16 protein-coding genes are annotated in these 14,928 nt (G+C 49.6%); 5 read left to right on the top strand and 11 right to left on the bottom strand.

Features of this window, described 5'->3' with window-relative positions; all coding sequences use genetic code 11:
* Window positions 1-17: 17 nt before the first annotated feature.
* The 4 genes from asd to leuC all read right to left on the bottom strand — a co-directional run bounded on the left by asd (window position 18) and on the right by leuC (window position 4,387).
* On the bottom strand, window positions 18-1,133 hold the full coding sequence (gene asd, locus ACJJIF_RS21540; RefSeq protein ID WP_444930294.1) for an aspartate-semialdehyde dehydrogenase: 1,116 nt from the start codon (window positions 1,131-1,133) through the stop codon (window positions 18-20).
* 69 nt (window positions 1,134-1,202) lie between these two features.
* Window positions 1,203-2,276, bottom strand: coding sequence for a 3-isopropylmalate dehydrogenase (gene leuB, locus ACJJIF_RS21535; RefSeq protein WP_444930293.1), 1,074 nt, complete (start codon window positions 2,274-2,276; stop codon window positions 1,203-1,205).
* A 15-nt stretch (window positions 2,277-2,291) separates the two neighbouring features.
* A complete protein-coding gene (leuD, locus tag ACJJIF_RS21530; protein ID WP_444930292.1) occupies window positions 2,292-2,939 on the bottom strand; it encodes a 3-isopropylmalate dehydratase small subunit in 648 nt (215 codons plus the stop codon).
* Window positions 2,939-4,387 (bottom strand): 3-isopropylmalate dehydratase large subunit, encoded by a 1,449-nt coding sequence (gene leuC / locus ACJJIF_RS21525; RefSeq protein ID WP_444930291.1) that lies wholly within the window; start codon window positions 4,385-4,387, stop codon window positions 2,939-2,941. The genes leuD and leuC overlap by 1 nt, the downstream gene beginning before the upstream one ends.
* Window positions 4,388-4,558: 171 nt before the next feature.
* Here leuC and ACJJIF_RS21520 point away from each other — a divergent pair, with 171 nt between their 5' ends.
* The 5 genes from ACJJIF_RS21520 to ACJJIF_RS21500 all read left to right on the top strand — a co-directional run bounded on the left by ACJJIF_RS21520 (window position 4,559) and on the right by ACJJIF_RS21500 (window position 10,012).
* Entirely contained in the window at window positions 4,559-5,431 is an 873-nt protein-coding gene (locus ACJJIF_RS21520; protein ID WP_444930290.1) for a LysR family transcriptional regulator, read from the top strand.
* A 150-nt stretch (window positions 5,432-5,581) separates the two neighbouring features.
* Complete coding sequence (locus ACJJIF_RS21515) at window positions 5,582-6,319, top strand: TIGR04219 family outer membrane beta-barrel protein (RefSeq protein WP_444930289.1); 738 nt, start codon at window positions 5,582-5,584, stop codon at window positions 6,317-6,319.
* Window positions 6,320-6,448: 129 nt separating this feature from the next.
* Window positions 6,449-7,501 (top strand): NAD(P)H-dependent flavin oxidoreductase, encoded by a 1,053-nt coding sequence (locus ACJJIF_RS21510; protein ID WP_444930288.1) that lies wholly within the window; start codon window positions 6,449-6,451, stop codon window positions 7,499-7,501.
* A gap of 812 nt (window positions 7,502-8,313) precedes the next feature.
* Complete coding sequence (locus ACJJIF_RS21505) at window positions 8,314-9,084, top strand: class I SAM-dependent methyltransferase (protein ID WP_444930287.1); 771 nt, start codon at window positions 8,314-8,316, stop codon at window positions 9,082-9,084.
* The gene (locus tag ACJJIF_RS21500; RefSeq protein ID WP_444930286.1) at window positions 9,077-10,012 is read left to right on the top strand and encodes a TauD/TfdA family dioxygenase; all 936 of its coding nucleotides are present in this window, start codon (window positions 9,077-9,079) and stop codon (window positions 10,010-10,012) included. Before ACJJIF_RS21505 ends, ACJJIF_RS21500 begins: the two co-directional genes overlap by 8 nt.
* Before the next feature lie 179 nt (window positions 10,013-10,191).
* Here the strand turns inward: ACJJIF_RS21500 and ACJJIF_RS21495 are convergent, their stop codons facing one another.
* The 7 genes from ACJJIF_RS21495 to ACJJIF_RS21465 form a co-directional block, all read right to left on the bottom strand.
* A complete protein-coding gene (locus tag ACJJIF_RS21495; protein ID WP_444930285.1) occupies window positions 10,192-10,830 on the bottom strand; it encodes a hypothetical protein in 639 nt (212 codons plus the stop codon).
* A 453-nt stretch (window positions 10,831-11,283) separates the two neighbouring features.
* On the bottom strand, window positions 11,284-11,841 hold the full coding sequence (locus tag ACJJIF_RS21490; RefSeq protein ID WP_444930284.1) for a hypothetical protein: 558 nt from the start codon (window positions 11,839-11,841) through the stop codon (window positions 11,284-11,286).
* A gap of 391 nt (window positions 11,842-12,232) precedes the next feature.
* The gene (locus ACJJIF_RS21485; protein ID WP_444930283.1) at window positions 12,233-12,658 is read right to left on the bottom strand and encodes a GNAT family N-acetyltransferase; all 426 of its coding nucleotides are present in this window, start codon (window positions 12,656-12,658) and stop codon (window positions 12,233-12,235) included.
* A gap of 295 nt (window positions 12,659-12,953) precedes the next feature.
* On the bottom strand, window positions 12,954-13,247 hold the full coding sequence (locus ACJJIF_RS21480) for a cyclic-phosphate processing receiver domain-containing protein (RefSeq protein ID WP_444930282.1): 294 nt from the start codon (window positions 13,245-13,247) through the stop codon (window positions 12,954-12,956).
* A gap of 78 nt (window positions 13,248-13,325) precedes the next feature.
* Complete coding sequence (locus tag ACJJIF_RS21475; RefSeq protein ID WP_444930281.1) at window positions 13,326-13,607, bottom strand: hypothetical protein; 282 nt, start codon at window positions 13,605-13,607, stop codon at window positions 13,326-13,328.
* Window positions 13,608-13,781: 174 nt separating this feature from the next.
* Entirely contained in the window at window positions 13,782-14,150 is a 369-nt protein-coding gene (locus ACJJIF_RS21470; protein WP_444930280.1) for a hypothetical protein, read from the bottom strand.
* Window positions 14,151-14,315: 165 nt separating this feature from the next.
* A complete protein-coding gene (locus ACJJIF_RS21465) occupies window positions 14,316-14,681 on the bottom strand; it encodes a hypothetical protein (RefSeq protein ID WP_444930279.1) in 366 nt (121 codons plus the stop codon).
* Window positions 14,682-14,928 lie beyond the last annotated feature (247 nt).

The following is a 14,928-nucleotide window of genomic DNA, read 5'->3' as shown; positions in this document are numbered from 1 at the left end:
ATATAGGTTCGTACCAGTTATAGTTTGCCGAGCAGAATCAGCAGGATTCTGCGCAGGGGTTCTGCGGCCCCCCAAAGCAGCTGATCCCCTACAGTAAAGGCATTTAGGTACTCTGGACCGACACTCAACTTACGCAGTCGGCCGACGGGAATATCCAACTTGCCGGTAACCGCTGTGGGCGTCAGGCTCTGCACGGTGGCCTCCCGCTCATTGGGCACAACACGCACCCAGTCGTTGGCACCATTTAACAATTGTTCGATGTCGGCAATTGGCAAATCTTTTTTCAATTTAATGGTAAAAGCCTGGCTGTGGCAGCGCATAGCGCCAATACGTACGCAGGTACCATCCACAGGAATAGGGCTTTGGGTTTGCAAAATTTTGTTCGCTTCAACCTGAGCCTTCCACTCCTCGCGACTCTGACCGCTATCTAGCTGGCTATCGATCCAGGGCAGCAAACTGCCGGCCAATGGCGCGCCGAACTCTGCGGTGGGGAATTCCGCCGAGCGCATATCCGCCGCAACTTTGCGATCAATCTCCAAAATGGCACTGGCCGGGTCGGCCAACTCTGCTGCCACACCATCCCGCAAGGCACCCATCTGTGCGATCAGCTCGCGCATATTGCGCGCGCCGGCCCCGCTGGCCGCCTGGTAAGTCATGGCGGTAACCCACTCCACCATACCGGCTTTAAACAGCCCACCGAGCGCCATCAACATCAGGCTCACGGTGCAGTTACCGCCGATAAAGTTCTTTTGTCCGGCATCGATCGCGCGATCAATAACATCGCGGTTCACCGGGTCCAGTACGATTACAGCATCGTCTTGCATACGCAGACTGGAAGCCGCGTCGATCCAGTAACCCTGCCAGCCGGCCTCGCGCAAGCGGGAGAAGACTTCCTTGGTGTAATCACCGCCCTGACAGCTGACAATCGCATCCAGCCGGGCCAGTGCATCAATATCGTAAGCATCGCCCAGTGGCGCTAGGGGTCTGCCGATATCCGGCGCCGTGCCACCAGCGTTGGAGGTTGAGAAAAAAACCGGTTCGGCGATATGGGCAAAGTCGTCCTCTGCTCGCATGCGCTCCAGTAATACCGAGCCGACCATGCCGCGCCAGCCGATAAAACCTATTTTTTGCATTGCGGTGTCCTGTGTGTGAGGTGTTTAAGGTGCGCCGCCGGGAAAGCGGCGCGATAGTGGAATCAAAAATTAAAGTGCGGCGACAACGGCGGCGCCCATTTCGGCGGTAGAGACCTTCTGGCAGCCGTCGGTATAAATATCGGCAGTGCGCAAACCCCGCTCCAATACCTGGCTCACCGCCGCCTCAATCGCCTCCGCTGCCTCATTCATATCGAGGGAGTAGCGCAGCATCATAGCGGCGGACAAAATGGTCGCCAGCGGATTGGCGATACCCTGGCCGGCAATATCCGGGGCCGAACCGTGGCAGGGCTCGTAAAGGCCAAAACCACTTTCATTCAGGGAGGCGGAGGGCAGCATCCCGATAGAGCCGGTGAGCATGGCAGCGGCATCGGAGAGAATATCGCCGAACATATTGCCGGTTACCATCACATCAAACTGCTTGGGCGCTCGCACCAACTGCATCGCGGCGTTGTCCACGTACATATGGGACAGCTCTACATCGGGATATTCCGGGGCCAGGCGATCCAACACCTCGCGCCAGAGCACGGTCACTTCCAGAACATTGGCCTTATCTACAGAGCAGAGCTTGCCGTTGCGCTTCTGCGCCGCCTCAAAAGCGGTGCGGGCGATGCGCTCAATTTCCGACTCGCTGTACACGTAGGTGTTAAAGCCCTGGCGCTCGCCGTTTTCCAGAGTCTTGATACCGCGCGGTTCACCAAAATAAATGCCGCCGGTCAACTCCCGCACAATCAAAATATCCAAGCCGGCAACCACTTCGTGCTTGAGTGACGAGGCCTCAGCCAGCTGCGGGTAGAGAATCGCCGGGCGCAGATTTGCGTAGAGACCCAGGCCACTGCGGATTTTTAACAGGCCTTTTTCCGGGCGAATGTCCCGCGCCAGGGTGTCCCACTGGGGGCCGCCTACGGCACCGAGCAGCACCGCATCGCACTGCCCCGCCGCCTTCAGCGTTGCGTCGGTCAGGGGCTCACCGTGGGCGTCGATAGAGGAACCTCCGATCAGGCCCTGCTCAAAGCTGAGCCCCAGATTAAATTTTTCCGAAGCAACTTCCAGTACCGCCATTGCCTGCTCAACAATTTCCGGTCCTATGCCGTCTCCCGGCAGAATCATTACTTTTTTGCTCACAGGGATTTCCTTTAGTTACTGAACCGCATCGAAAAGCCAGGGGGCTTTCTCTCGCCGCGCCTGCTCATAGGCGCGAATATCGTCGGCGTGCTCCAGGGTCAAGCCGATATGATCGAGGCCATTTAACAGGCAGTGTCTGGAGAAGGCATCCACCTCAAATGAAATCAGCTCGCCGCAGGGCTTGCGCACCTGCTGCTGTTCCAGGTCGATCGTGAGGGCGTAGCCCTCCTGCCCGTGGGTTTCCTCGAACAACTGGTGTACTACGTCCTCCGCCAAGACGATCGGCAAAAGACCGTTTTTAAAACAGTTATTGAAAAAGATATCGGCAAAGCTCGGCGCGATAATGGCGCGGAAGCCGTGATCCTCCAATGCCCAGGGCGCGTGCTCACGGCTGGAACCACAGCCAAAATTCTCCCGCGCCAGCAGTACCGAACCGCCCTGATAGCGGGGAAAATTAAGGGGAAAGTCCGGGTTGAGAGGGCGGCTGGAACAGTCCTGCCCCGGTACCCCCTCGTCCAGATAGCGCAATTCATCGAACAGATTGGGGCCGAAGCCGGAGCGCTTGATAGATTTCAAAAACTGCTTGGGAATGATCAGGTCGGTATCCACATTGGCGCGATCCATCGGCACCACAAGCCCCTCGTGCTGGGTAAACGCTTTCATCAAACCATCTCCTCTTGCAGCTGTAATGGCGCCATCTCGCGCACATCGACAAAGTGGCCGGCGATCGCGGCTGCGGCCGCCATACTGGGGCTCACCAAATGCGTGCGGCCACCGTAGCCCTGACGTCCCTCGAAGTTGCGGTTGGAAGTGGAAGCGCAGTGCTCCCCCGCCCCCAGCTTGTCCGCATTCATCGCCAGACACATGGAACAGGAGGGCTCGCGCCACTCAAAACCGGCTGCGACAAAAATCTCGTGCAGTCCCTCGCGCTCAGCCTGGGCTTTTACGGCCTGGGAGCCCGGAACAATCAGCACCTGTTTGACGCTATCCGCTTTGCGGCGCCCCTTGGCCACCTCTGCTGCTGCGCGAAGATCTTCAATTCGGGAGTTGGTGCAGGAACCGATAAATACCCGATCCAGTTTGATATCGCTGATATTCTGCCCGGCATTCAGCCCCATATATTCCAGCGCTCGCTCCATACCGGTGCGCTTAGTGGCATCGCTCTCGTCACTGGGGGTTGGCACCTGGGCGCTGATCGGCGCCACCATCTCCGGGGAGGTGCCCCAGCTGACCTGGGGCTCAATATTCTCACCGGCCAATACCACGACCTCGTCGAATACCGCATCGTCATCGGAGTGCAGGTGGCTCCAGGCCTCGACTGCCCGCTCCCACATCTCACCTTTCGGCGCGTAGGGCTTGCCTTTCACGTAATCAAGGGTAATCTGGTCTACCGCCACCATCCCCGCGCGAGCTCCGCCTTCAATAGCCATATTGCACACGGTCATACGGCCTTCCATGGACATATTGCGGATCACTTCGCCACCGAATTCAATCGCGTAACCGGTACCGCCAGCAGTGCCAATTCTGCCAATAATCGCCAATACCACATCTTTGGCGGTGACCCCGGGGCGCAGCTGGCCGTCGACACGGACCAGCATATTCTTCATTTTCTTCTGGGTAAGGCACTGGGTGGCCATCACATGCTCCACCTCAGAAGTGCCGATACCGTGGGCCAAGGCGCCGAGTGCGCCATGGGTCGAGGTGTGTGAGTCCCCACAAACTACCGTCATACCTGGTAGTGTCGCGCCCGTCTCCGGACCGATCACATGCACAATGCCCTGCCCCGGCTCATTGATGCCGAACTGCACCACGTCAAAGTCGCGGCAATTCTCATCCAAAGTCTGCACCTGGATGCGGGAAATATCGTCGCGAATACCACTGACCCCGGCGGCGCGCTCGGCCGCCTCGGAGGGCACATTGTGGTCTGGGGTGGCGACTAGCGAATCCTTGCGCCAGGGTTTGCGACCGGCCAGACGCAGGCCTTCAAAAGCCTGGGGCGAAGTCACCTCGTGAATCAGGTGGCGGTCGATATAGATAAGTGAGGAACCATCGTCACAGTTCTTGATCAGGTGGTCCTGCCAGAGTTTGTCGTAGAGTGTTTGCCCTGCCACAGCCATTCCTCTCAGTGGTTAAGCCCTCGAGTCTACCCAGCCCCAACAAATAACACCAATTTATATTTCTTATTCAAAGTATTCCCATATGGAATTCGAAGGGGGATCTGAGGTAAGATCCATACCCTTGCACGGCTATCGATAAATACGACTGACTTCAGGGGAAACAACTTGGAACTACAGTGGCTGCGGGCATTTCTGGCAATTGCCGAACAGGGCTCGGTCTCCGAGGGCGCCGAACAGCTGCACCTCACCCAGCCCGCCGCAAGCAAGCGCCTGGCCGCCCTGGAGCAACAGCTGGGCTCAGCCCTATTCGATCGTATCGGGCGGCGCTTGCAGCTCACCGATGCCGGCCGCACCCTACTGCCCCGCGCCCGCCATATACTCAATGAGATCAGCGATACCGAGCGGGAGTTGCGCGCCCTGAGCAGCTCGGTCAGCGGCAGTTTGCGCATCGCCACCAGCCACCACGTGGGCCTGCATCACCTGCCTCCAGTGCTCAAGGAGTTCAGTCTCCGCTACCCGCAAGTCGCCCTGGATATTGATTTTGTCGACTCGGAGCAAGCCTACGAAGCCCTGATGGCGGCCAAATATGAATTGGCGGTGGTCACCCTGGCATTAAAGGAATACCCCCACCTAAACGCAGAGATTATCTGGCCGGACCCCTGTGTTGTAGTGGCGGCCCCGGACCACCCCCTGGCAAAATTGGCGGAGCTGGAACTTACCGATCTGGCCAACTACCCCGCCATACTGCCGGATATGAATACCTATACCGGGCGCCTGATCAAACGGGAGTTTGATGCCCAAGGCTTAAAGCTCACGGCAAAGCTGGCAACCAACTACCTGGAAACCATCAAGATGATGGCCTGTGTCGGCCTCGGCTGGAGCGTACTGCCCCGCACCTTGGTAGACAGCAGTTTAGCGATGCTCCCGGTTAAAAAATTGCAAGTACTGCGCAATCTCGGCGTAATCAGCCATCGCGGCCGCACACTAAGCAACCCCGCCAGCGCCCTCCAGAAAATGCTGTTCGAGGCCGCCGCCTAACCCGGGGCGAGCCACTACCGCCAATCAATAACTCAACGCGACATTTTCCCACGAACAAATTCAAAAAATTGTAAAAATGTGCAACTTAGCCACGGCATAAGGAAAATTTATCTGTAAACTTCGCGCCAAATTCATCCCGGAGTGAAGTCAATGAAGAATTCCGCACTTGTTTTGAGCACCCTCCTCGCCTGCAGCAGCGCGAGCGCAGATACGATCCTCGGCCTTGATGCCACTGCCGGCGCATGGCTGCCGAGCTATAGCGGCAATATCGGCGCCGATGAGTACAAGCTGGACAATCTGTCCCTGGCGGAAGACAACATCACTTTCCTGCAAGTTGCCCTGGAACACCCAATCCCCCTGGTGCCCAACGTACTCTTGGCCCACAGCAGTATCGATACCGACGGTGCCGATACCCTGACTACCTCCGTTACTTTTGACGATGAAACCTTCAGCGCCGACTCAGAGATCAGTACCGATCTGAGCCTCACCCACACCGACGCCACCCTCTACTACGAAATTTTGGACAACTGGGTAAACCTGGATGTCGGTTTAACTGCGCGTATGTATAACGGTGAATTTACCGCTGTGAGTGACACCCAGGCAGAAACCATCGAGCTCACCGGCTACCTGCCCATGGCCTACGGTATGGCGCGCTTCGATCTGCCCTTTACCGGCTGGTCCGTTATTGCCCAGGGCAATGCCACCGCCTACCGTGGCGACACCCACTCTGACTTGACCGCTAAAGTGCGCTGGGACTTTGTACCGGCTATCGACTTTGCTATCGAAGCCGGCTACCGCGTAATGACCCTCGACCTGGAAGAGCTCGACGATTTGCAGAGCGATATTGAAATCAAGGGCCCTTACATCGGTTTTAACCTGCACCTGTAAGCGATCCGGCAAGGATTCCGCTCCGCGCTCCTCAATACTTTTGCCGCACTGGTGTCCGCGAGGTATAGCTACCTCGCACAATCTGCACTAAGGTGGCCCCAAAGGGGAGCGCAATTCACAGGCAGGGCCATGAATCCATTAGTCGAAAAACTCGGAATTTCCCACCCTATTTTCCTGGCCCCCATGGCCGGAGTATCCACCCCCGCTCTCGCCGCCGCAGTGTCTAATGCCGGAGGGCTCGGCTCACTCGGACTCGGCGCCTGCTCAGCGGAAAAAGCCGCAGATGAGATTCGCGCCACCCGCGAACAAACCGAACACCCTTTTAATGTCAATCTCTTTTGCCACCAGCCCCCCTGCAAAGACCCAGCGCGGGAACAGGCGTGGCTTTCCCATCTGGCCCCACATTTCGCCGAGCTTGGCGCCGCTGTGCCGAAGCAAATCAGCGAACCCTACTCAACATTTATCGGCAATGACGCCATGCTGGCAGTCTTGCTCGAACAAAAACCCACTGTTGTCAGCTTCCACTTTGGCCTGCCAAGCGATGAATTTATCGCCGCATTAAAAAAGGCCGGAATTATCCTGATGGCGACGGCGACCTCCCCCCAAGAGGCCGAACTCGCCGAATCCGCCGGCATCGATATTCTCATTGCCCAGGGGGTTGAAGCCGGCGGACACAGGGGAGTATTTAATCCCGAGGATGACCGGGAGTTGGGGACCCTGGCATTGGTGCGGCTGCTCAGCTGCCACAGCCACCTGCCAGTAGTTGCCGCCGGTGGCATTATGGATGGCGCCGGCATTCACGCGGCACTCGCCCTCGGCGCCAGTGCCGCGCAAATGGGCACCGCCTTTATTCTCTGCCCCGAGTCTGCGGCCTCTGACAGCTACCGCAGCGCCTTACAAAGTGAGCGCGCACAGCATACAGAAATCACCGCCAATATTTCCGGGCGACCGGCACGCGGCATCAGCAACCAGTTTTATAAGGCGCTGAGTGACAAGGCTCCCCCCCTACCGGATTATCCAATTGCCTACTCAGCGGGCAAAGCTCTGGCCCAAGCGGCAACGCAAGCGGGCAGTGACGAATATGCGGTTCAGTGGGCTGGCCAAGGCGCAGCACTGGTTCGCGCCCTACCTGCGGCGGGACTTGTCACCACCCTGGTAGCGGAGCTGAAAGCCTGCCAATAAACGAAGCTATAGACTGCGCTAAGTGCAAATATAGACTCAGAATTTTTTCACCTCTCCTTCGAAAAAGTGCAGCCCTAGCAGCTACTGAACTTATATTGCACAGCAGCAGGGGGGCGAATTGTGCCAAGCGTTAAAATAGCCAGATTGATTTTTAAGGTCCAACCTTGCCCGCAGTCAATATCACCCCCCCTAAAAATTGCCATTGAACGCGCCCAAAACCGGCGCTCTCTATCATCAGCAAAAGCTAAATTTACAGCCCTACAAGAGGCCAGCACTACCAGCAACTGAACCTCAACAATATAAAATCAAAAAAACTATTAAATCTTACTCATCCGCCGGCCGCTCCCCCCCACCATTCAAATATCAAAAGTTATTTTCTTTACAAACTTTCACCACAACTCACTGTGCAAACATTAAGCAGCATGATAAATCTATAAAAATTGACATATATCAACTTCGCAAAATTCAACCCCGCTAAACTCAAAAGCCACATGCAATAAAAATAAAACAACATGCATTTTAAATTATTACCCACACACCCTCCCCCGATTAAATCGTCGGGAAAGGCAAGCAGATATGCGCAGCAAGCTGGCAACGATAAAGAGATAAAGATACGCAGGCCAACCTTAAAGGATTTTTTATGGCAACATCTTTAATTTCCCACCTAAAGTTACCTTTGGTAACAAATACAACCTCCCACCACAGCAATCACAACCGGCGCTAACAAATAAATATCCACTATGCAAAAAGAATCCATAATTTCACTTTTGGCATAGTGCATTTTACCCCAGCAATTGAAGGAGCAGTTCGGGATGAATCAAGCAGTATCGACTGAAGCTATCTATAACAAACAGGCCAACAGCTGGAGTCGCTCCGAGAAAATTTTACTCAGTGATTTCACTGCCCGCCCCAGAGTTATCGAAGAACTCGGGGACATTTCAGGGGCCAGCATCCTTGATATGGGCTGTGGTGAAGGCTATGTGTCTAGAATGCTATTAGATCGAGGAGCAAATTCTATCTTTGGTGTTGACGCCTCGTCAGAGATGATCGCACAAGCCAGGGAAACCGCATCGCTTAATAATTTAACCAATGCCTCCTATGCAGTGGGAAATGCCGTTTCATATTCTAGCTTCCCACAGGAAACATTTGATCAGGCCATTGCCGTTTTTCTCTTCAATTATCTAACCATAGAAGAGATGACAAAAGTCATGAGCAGGGTCAGAAGTCTGTTAAAAAAAGGGGGCAGCTTCGTTTTTACAGTACCCCATCCCTGTCTGCCGTTTATGAGGGAAGAAACTCCCCCCTTCTACTTTCAACATGGCGACACAAGCTACTTAGATGGTATCGACCAAACATTTGAAGGAAAAATATGGCGGCGAGACGGAAAACCCGTTTCAGTTCGCTGTGTACACAAGAACTTTTCTCACTACTTTGCAGCATTGGCTCAAGCTGGCTTCAATACACTCCCAATTGTCAGAGAACTTTCAGTTACCCAGGAGCATCTCGATTTAGATCCCGATTTTTTCACGCCACTAGCCGGCTATCCGCTACATGTTTTATTTAAGGTTCAAGCAAATGACTAATCTAGCTCCAAGTGAAGTAGTTCAAGCTCAAGCCTGGACTGGCAGCGATATGACTGCAAAGTCTAACTGGAAATTTCTGTGGCCCTGTAACTGGAGATCTGAAATAGATGCCCTGGAGGATTGGGCCAAGCATCAAAGTAATCCCATTGACAACCTAACCCAGGAATCCGTTGCCACACCTGAGTTTGATCTACTCGCAAAGCAGATCAAATCTGAGATAGAGCAAGGTAGTGGTGTTGCATGGATTCAGGGTGACGAGTCAGTGAGTAAACCAACACTCAACCTCCTATTTCTAAAAATAAGCCTGGCCATGGGCAAGACGATTGACACCTACGGTCGACTCTACGGAATTCTAGACACTGGAAAAGATTATACCCGTGAAGCCATTCCCGTCTCTCAGACCAACGCGCCGACCGGTGTTCACACTGACAGCTCCCAGCGTACCGTACAGCCTAACATTCTTGGATTATGCTGTCTTACCCCAGCCGTTGAAGGGGGCAAATCAAAAATCATTTCCGCCGCCCAAGTACATGAAAATCTAAGGAAGTCAGCGCCACAAAAATTGGAAACCCTATATAAAGACTATATTAGGGATTTAGTCACTCCGGGAAGCGATAAAAATATAGAGAATATACTTAAGAACTGCTTTCCTATCTTTCAATACAGCAACAAAAAGCTCAGTATTCGCTATATGCGCTACTGGATTGAGAAAGGGCATGAGCGTGTCGGTCAACCTTTATCAAGGGATACGCTAGATGCGCTGGACGCTCTTGACAAAGAGTTAAACAGTGATAAAAACACACTAAGCTTTTATATGAACTCCGGCGATATGGCCTTTATCGACAACACTAAAATTCTACATGATCGAGATGGGTTTATTGACACCCCTGAACAGAAACGGGTTTATACCAGAGTGTGGATTCAATAAGAAAACCCTAAAAGTTAGCCCTAAATCAACTTAGGGCTATTTTGCCGGCTAAATTGGGAAAAAGTGGAGAGATTCTTTTTAAAGTATCTCTCCAGCCCCAACTAAACCCTCCACATTCTCCGAGAGCCACCAAAGCAAATTAAGCAGCGTATCAGGATATTGCAAGGTGAGCTAGCCCTCTAACCCAGCTTCAAAACATGAACTAAGTAGTTGTGCGTGGGCGGCCCCACATAGGGGCGATCGGCGGTTTGTGCCATTTCAGTTTTAACACCCCAGTTATACATATAACCGGAATCATTGATATAAACCCAGTGGCGCAAGCCTGAATATTTAGTATCTCTCTTTGCAATATCACCAACACCGCAAACACAATTTCTAAAAGTGCTTAAATTTTCCTGGGACCAAATGCCATTGTGTGCAACTTCAGTGGATCTAGCGCCAACCCAATTAATGTAAGCCTCAAGCGCATCTTTTGACATCGCGACCCCCCAACCTCCCTGTGCAGCCTTGGGTCCCCTAGTGCCAGTCTTGATTGCCTCAATCGCACTCTCACACTCAGAAATCAGCAAGTCAATGGTCTTATTAGCGTGCTGCCCACCAAAGGTTCGAGTAAACTCAACTAACTCGTCCGCCAGGCTCTGATTCTCAGTCTTCGCATAGCGAAGAAAGTTCAATACAGACTCCCCCAAATTATAATCCAGCTCATCCTGACTTAAGCCATCTAGGGAATTATCATCGTTTTTTGATAGCAAAATACCATGAATAACCGATACAATCCCGCAAACACCACCCCAATATCTCTGATCTAATATCTGCACAGTAGTCTCCTTTTGAAATTGACAGCACTTTCAACGCCGGCTCAACAGCAAGCATCGCCCACACAACGGAAGCACAGATATTAGTCAAAAGAAAACATACTAAATATAGTGATATACTGCCCTACAAACCTTGTATTTAAAATCAAATCGCCATGATATAGACAGCAACTTGTACACTTATCAATAAATAATTCAAATAAGGCTCAAGCATATTGGCACCACCTAAAATTTCTGCTTTCCTATGGGGATTTCACAATTTATAGCCAAAGGCTTAATTTCTTCACGCCCTATTGGTCCTCTTGGAGACTCTTTGTAGCAGTTTTAGTTTTCGGAGTTAAATTCAAGTTTGTAAAGCTATAGTAATACTTGGTGTATCCAACAACATGAGATACACCCTAAGCCTACAAAAAAGTAACCGCAAAGATAGGCTGATTCAACAGATATTTTTTATCACTAACCAGCCAAGTCCTGGATCTGGCTATCTAGAACCCAGCCGGATTGACACGGCCCTTTATATGCCTGCTCTTTATCAACAGGACTACTCACACCACAGTCTTCATCTCCAAGTGAAAAAACAACCCCTTTCCACTCCCCCTTATAAGAGCACGACCAAGCCATCTTCGGCTGATTAATAATATGGGAAACTGGATACTTCCCAGAGGGCCCCGTCCGTATTTCTGCCTTAGCCTGAATTCTACTTGTGGTCATACACGCATCAAGCCCCTCAATAGCACCGACCATTACCGGCACCGACTCCTCACCGTTACAGTAAAGTGGTGCCAGTAGAATCAAAAAACCTATTCGGACTTTCATCTCACTAGAGCGCCGGCCACAGCTGCGCCCAAAAATAGAACTTAACTTTACAGTGGCTTGAATGACACTTTTAACAGCCTGCAGCCAACTCAACTTGTACTGTATTTTCAACATAATCACTCCAATCATTTCAATATCTACAGCCCCATCAGGACTGTATTTATAAATATAAATTTTTAGAAAGGCTCTTTGACGCAAATGACCTATGCATAGAACAATCAATTAAGGCACTAGGAAAAACCTATTATCTTTCTTATGATTTCTAACACAACATCAGCCCCTACAATTCAACTGTACCAATCTAAAGCTACAGCCTCTACAGCCTTCCTATACTGTAGCATACACCACGCAATAACCACTCAACTGGTACCAAATCGAAAACTTACTTAATAGGGAGGGTCAATCTCTTTATTACAACACCTCAAAAGTACCGAATATTAGCTTGAGTGTGAACTTGATAATACACTGACTTGAACATATAGATATCACGGTGCTAGCTAGAGCTCACTTCTTAAAAGATTGCCACCATGTACGTACGTATAAAATAGAGCAAAAGCTAGCATAATGTGATGCAAATAGCAGAGCTGCGCTAAGAAATTTTCGCTTCCATATTGAAAAAACGTTCATCCTCACCCTGCACGACAAAGCCATTTCTTTTATACAGCGCTACTGCGGGGCTAATCTTTAACACTCTCAGCTTGAGCAAGTTTAAATTTGCCTCTAAAGTCTGGCGCTTTGCCTCTATCAATGCCGCTTTTCCAATTCCTTTACTTTGGAATATTGACAAAACTTGGAGATCCCTTAAAAAGCAGCAATCCTCCTCGAATTGAAGCCGCATTACCCCAACTACCTCACCATTATATAAAATATCCTGGTTTTCCAGGTTTTCTGTAACCTCAAGAACTTTAGATACATCCCAATCCGGAGCAAAACGCTGGTAATACGGGTGCATATTCTCAAAAGTGAAATTTGCAGCTCTTTTCAGATCTCTAGAGCGCATAAACGAGATATTCATCGATATTCTCAACAACAAAATAAGATATGGCTTAGTTTATAGGTTTTTACTTAACAGTGGAACTGGAGCGCAACGTAAAAATCATATAGACTGAAGCCTAGGCTCTTACAGCAACTGGAATTTCAACCGGGATTTCTTAACCATAGATTGTTTCTTTCAAGAAACTACAGTGTTTTTTACCACCCTTTGGACGGAAGGGATCAAGAAAAATCTTCAGCTGATGCATTTAGGTTTTCCGCACAAACTTGACATTATCACCCTGCGTGGATAGAGCTCCATATTGACCGAGTTTTCCTTATTTTTTTACCTGATTTTCTATATTTTTAATGCCCAGCTCCATTTTTGCACGAGCAGATGAGTTGGCCGAATGCACTTTAATTACAGGCGGCTTAAATCCTTGGGTGAAAACTGCTTCCTCAATCCACAAAACCACATCATAGCCAGTTCCATGATCATCATCACCCAAATCATGGTCGAGGCTTATTTCTGTGACTTTTTCCGTCTTGAGGAGTTCAACTGCCTCCTCTGGCCAATACACTCTCACCCATCCATCTGGGGTTTGCCGTTCATCATCTAAGTAAACTTTCATTGAGACTCTTTATTGCTATAACAACTTACCAAACTATCAATAAAGTGGAACCGCCTTGTAGACATCCATTTATTGCACTTAATTCTGCAACTTTATATTCGCCATTTCCGGTATAAGCCACTTCTCACCAGAACTACCAAAATCAATATAAATCAGGGTGCTGGCTTCATATGCTCGTATATCAATTACTACGCCAACTCCAAACTTTGGATGAACCACAACTAAATCAATTTCAGCATTTTCATTCTCATTAATGTTCACTGACTCCATCTTATCTCCAGCCCAATAAGGATAGACATAATAGCCTCCAGCAACCGACAAGACTATCAACAGAAAAATAAGTTTTAATAAAAATTTCATAACATTATAAATAAATACAATTGGAATAGTAAAACATCCATACAGTCCCCATATTCCCGTACCACTAAATATAAACGTCAGACTGTATGACAATTCACTTTATCAATCTTCAACACACCATCAATATTGGCGCCCTATACCATTCAATGAGCAACCCCTGATCTACCTTTATATTCAACCCTTAATATGGCAACTATATACATTTTCACATAACTGCCTGTAACTTGGATCGGAAGAATCATCAATCTCCACTTTTGCATCTGCTACGGGTATATACAAGCCACTTTCTTCAGAAAACCATGATCGAATCTGTATATATACACCCTTCTTAGTTTTCCGTATTTCCTTTGAATTTAACTCCACTATCTCTTTAGGCCACCACTGGGCACCGAGCAGGCCAACCTCTTCACCTAAATTTAAAAACTCTGAGGAGATACTGCAGAGCTTTTCAACATCAAAGTCATCTTCATTGCTATGACAAGTACAGCTGGCAACCACTGAAACTAGAGCTAAGGCCAACAATCTCAAAAAATCAAAGACCATAAATATAACACCCGACACCCAAGTTATTAACTCGGCGGGCCTATTATTCAGTTCAGGATGGGATATTACTAAACATACCACCTAATTAATTATGTAGCACACAGGAACTATTAATCCGCCAGGTTAACAGGTATATCTTGAGCCCAAACTGAATTCAGCTATTAGCTACTCAAATAGCTCCTCACATGTATCGCATACGTAATAATTAACTTCATTATTACATTTTATACTACCAATTGCAGATGGCTGTAGTTTCCAATCACAAGCCAGACCATAAAATGTAAGCACGCCCTCCAGGTAACAAGGTGCCACATTGTAATGGTCATGTATTATCTTATATTCCACCTTTCTAGATTTCTTGAAAAATTGTTCAACTTCGCTATTGTTCAGATCAACATCAGATGGCTTGCAACTATCAATTAAATCTGTTTGAAAATCCTCCACATATACATCTGAAACTTTCTCTATAGGTGTGCAGGACATCATCGATGAACCTATAGCAATGAGAAGCAGCTTAAAATCTATTTTCATTTTACCGTACTCACCTCACCTGGTTTTTATATGATACTGCCGGGTTCCCATATACGTCCTCACCCTTGCCCTGCTTAATGTGAACCATCGAATTCACTGCATGCAGAACCAAGAATATTGGTGAATCCGCCACTGACACTTCCTGTAGGTAAAACCTACCCTTCCCTTCAAGAACAGCTTAATTTCACCCATGAAGATTCCCAATTGCCACTACAGGAGCAAAAAAATTTGACATATTTTTAGAAAA

Source organism: Microbulbifer regidiadema (SeqCode), from assembly GCF_052467605.1.
Note: the sequence above shows the minus strand (reverse complement) of the source record. Positions and strands in the feature narration are given on the sequence as shown.